General features: G+C 40.5%; 1 protein-coding gene. It reads left to right on the top strand.

The window, feature by feature from the left end; all coding sequences use genetic code 11:
• The first annotated feature begins 131 nt into the window (after positions 1–131).
• Positions 132–3455, top strand: a complete 3324-nt coding sequence (locus ACI35L_RS03370) for a CDP-glycerol glycerophosphotransferase family protein (RefSeq protein ID WP_439802248.1) — start codon at positions 132–134, stop codon at positions 3453–3455.

Raw genomic sequence — 3455 nt, 5'->3', positions numbered from 1 at the left:
ACACTGTTAACAATCTCCAGAAACCCTCTATTCTAAAGGTTTATTTAATCATTGGCTAGATTTTTTTCTTGCATATTCTATACTGCGTGATTCATACTAGTCGTATCATCATATCAGTCAGGTGGGTGAACATGATTAACGTTCGGAAATTATTTAAACGAAAGAAAAAGCGTCGAAACCAATACCTTAATATTAAACAATCAGGGGATACCCTATACATATCAGGACACTTAAATACCCAAACGGATACGGTTTCCGAGCTTTGGTTGAAATGCCGGGAAACAGAAGAATGGTTTTCCGCGGGGGAGATTAAACCTTCTGCTAAATTCCAATTTAAGATTTCTCTAGGAGAGTTGATTGCTAAACTTCCTAATGTCGAATCTTTTTATGATTGGTATTTAACCATTCTAGTACCGGCCAAATCCATTAGTGAGAAACGATTTGAAAAATTAAGCCAATCAGAATCAACTGAAATGGTTCAATGTAATGGAGAAGAAGCCTTTCAATATAAGATTAGGCTTGGCCGTTTTGAAACAACCGATATCCCAAGCCCCTTCTTGCCTTACCATTTTCAAGATCGGAAGGTCATTCCGTTTGTAACAGAGAAAGGTAATCTCTCTCTCAGTGTAGATAAAGAATTGAATCCGTCCGTTCGCCTACAGATTGACGGAGTTAGACGTACCGGCAAAGAATTGGAAGTGTACGGAAAAATCTTTACAAGACATTCAGTCATTCAGCACGGGGATTTGCTATTAAGCAACCGCGCGACTGATGAGGAATGTCAGACAGCCGCTACATTCGAATTAAATCAAGAGGAAACGCGACAAAAATACGGATTGAATCGCTATAGCTATCATGCTATTGTCCCGCTCGGAAAAGAAGGTCATCTCTTAGAGGAAGGCATTTATGATGTCTTTTTGAAGCTCCAACTGAATGATACACCAGAGCCCTACATGGTGAAATTGCATCGGCCGACCTTCCGAGCACGCTACTTTGCACAGGATATTTCCAAATATATTGGGGATAAGGGGATATCCGTCAATCCTTATTACACATTTAAAGCATCGAATCTTGCCCTAGAGATTCTCAGCTACTCTGCGGAAAACTTGAAATATCTTGAGCGTATGATGAAATGGGCATGGCTCCACCGTCTTGTAAACCGTTCAAAAAATGTATGGTTGGTCGGAGAGCGGCCATATAAAGCACAGGATACTGGATATCACTTTTTTAAATATGTACGTGAACAGCACCCTGAACTTCCTGTTTACTACGTAATTGACCAGGAATCACCCGAATTAAAGAACGTAGAGCCACTCGGGAATGTGGTCTATTTCAAGTCGAAAGAACATATCAAATTAAGCTTGATTGCTAAACGGATTATCTCCTCTCATCATGCTGACTATCTATATCCAATTCGGACACAGCGCTTTAAACGGAAGGTACATGCACTAAAGATCTTCCTGCAGCACGGTGTTATGGGAACCAAAAATATGATTGCTAACTATGGGAAGGATGCACCCGGCTTCTACACCGACATTTTTCTTGTAAGCTCAGATTTCGAGAAGGCAATGATTGTGAATGACTTCGGTTATAATCCTGACCAAGTCTATATCACCGGTTTATCCCGATTTGATGAATTATTAGCTGATAATGTCGAGAAGAAACGCCAATTGCTGATCATTCCGACATGGCGTGATTGGATTCTTACGGAGGAGCATTTCCTTGAAAGTGAATACTATCACCGATACAAGGATCTAATCCAAAGTGAAACATTGCGCAAGCTTAGTGAGACCTATAATTTTGAGGTTATTTTCTGTCTGCACCCTAATATGCAGCTTTATACAGACCATTTCCGCGATTCTCCTTATCAAGTCATTTCACAGGGAGAGGTTGATGTTCAGACATTAATCAAGGAAAGCGCCATGATGCTGACGGATTACTCTAGTGTGGGATTCGACTTCAGCTTCTTGCAAAAACCGATTGTTTACTATCAATTTGATCGCAGTCGTTTTATAGGAAAACGTCCATCTCATTTGGAATTAGATGAGGATTTGCCAGGCGACATTACCAATGATCTTGATGAACTTTTGGCATTGATTGAAGAGTATGCATCACATGACTTCGAAATGAAGGATGCTTACAAACAACGAGCCCGCAAGTTCTTAAAGTATTCGGACCGGTCATCCTCTGAGAGAATCTTTAAACTTGCGAGTGACAAATCACTTAAACCAAAGTTATCGTATCGATTACAGAAACAGCCGATAGCGAAAGGTATTGGGAAGAAATTCAGAAAGAGCAAATACTATTTCCCGACTATGAAAGCTGCTTACAAATTGATGCGAACCTTCCTGCCTGTCGATAAGAATTTAATTGTTTTCGAGAGCGGTGTAGGCAAGCAATATGCGGATAGTCCACGGAAAATATACGAAAAGATTCTAGAGGAAAAGCTTCCATACAAGAAAGTATGGATCGTAAACAAAGGCGTCCATTTTAGAGATCCGGATACACTTAAGGTGAAACGTTTAAGCCCTTCTTACTACTATTACTTAGCTAAAGCAGGGTATTGGGTAAACAACCAAAACTTCCCGTCCTATATTAATAAGAGAAAAGAAACAACGTATTTACAAACCTGGCATGGAACACCGCTCAAGAAAATGCTCTTTGATATTGAGCAGGTTCAGGGCCGCCAAGAAGGATATGTTGAACGTGTCAGCGGCGCAATTAAGAACTGGGACTATCTTATCTCCCCAAGTGCCTATGCAACCAAGGCCTTTAGAAGCGCCTTCCATTACGAGGGGGATGTCCTTGAAGTAGGCTACCCGCGCAACGACTTATTCTATCAAGATGGGTTAACCGAGATAGCAGGAAGAGTGAGAGAAAAACTGCAACTACCGACAGACAAAAAGGTCATTCTTTATGCTCCTACCTTCAGGGACAACCAAACAAACGGCGCCAATAAGTTTACATTTGAGATTCCGTTTGATTTGGAAGCGATGAAGGAAAAGCTAGGAGATGAATACATCTTATTGCTTAGACTTCATGTCGTAATCAGCAATAAATTTAAGGTACCTGAAGAGTTAAGCGATTTTGTTTATAATGTTTCCAGCTACTCTGATATCCAAGAGTTATTGACCATTTCAGATGTCCTTGTCACGGACTATTCCTCTGTTATGTTTGATTATGCAAACCTTAAACGGCCAATTCTTTTCTATGTATATGACTTTGAAGAATACCGCGATAATACCCGCGGCTTCTACATGGACTTCGAACAAGAAGCTCCAGGGCCATTGCTTCAGACAAGTGATGAGCTGATAAATGCATTGCATGACATTGATCAAGTTCAGCATGACTATGAAGGAAAATACCAACAGTTCTATGATCGCTATTGCTATCTAGAGGATGGACATGCTACAGATCGTGTTGTGGAAAAGGTTTTCCCTAAAAAACAATCATAA

Origin of the sequence: Pradoshia sp. (assembly GCF_051873915.1) — a bacterium.
In the GTDB taxonomy this organism is placed as follows: Bacteria; Bacillota; Bacilli; order Bacillales; family Pradoshiaceae; genus Pradoshia.
The sequence above is the reverse complement of the archived record's forward strand: the minus strand, read 5'-3'. Positions and strand labels throughout refer to the sequence as shown.

What these genes read in the sequence shown, in the direction of transcription:
- ACI35L_RS03370 (WP_439802248.1), top strand. Translation starts at nt 132, where the DNA reads ATGATTAACGTTCGGAAATTATTTAAACGAAAGAAAAAGCGTCGAAAC.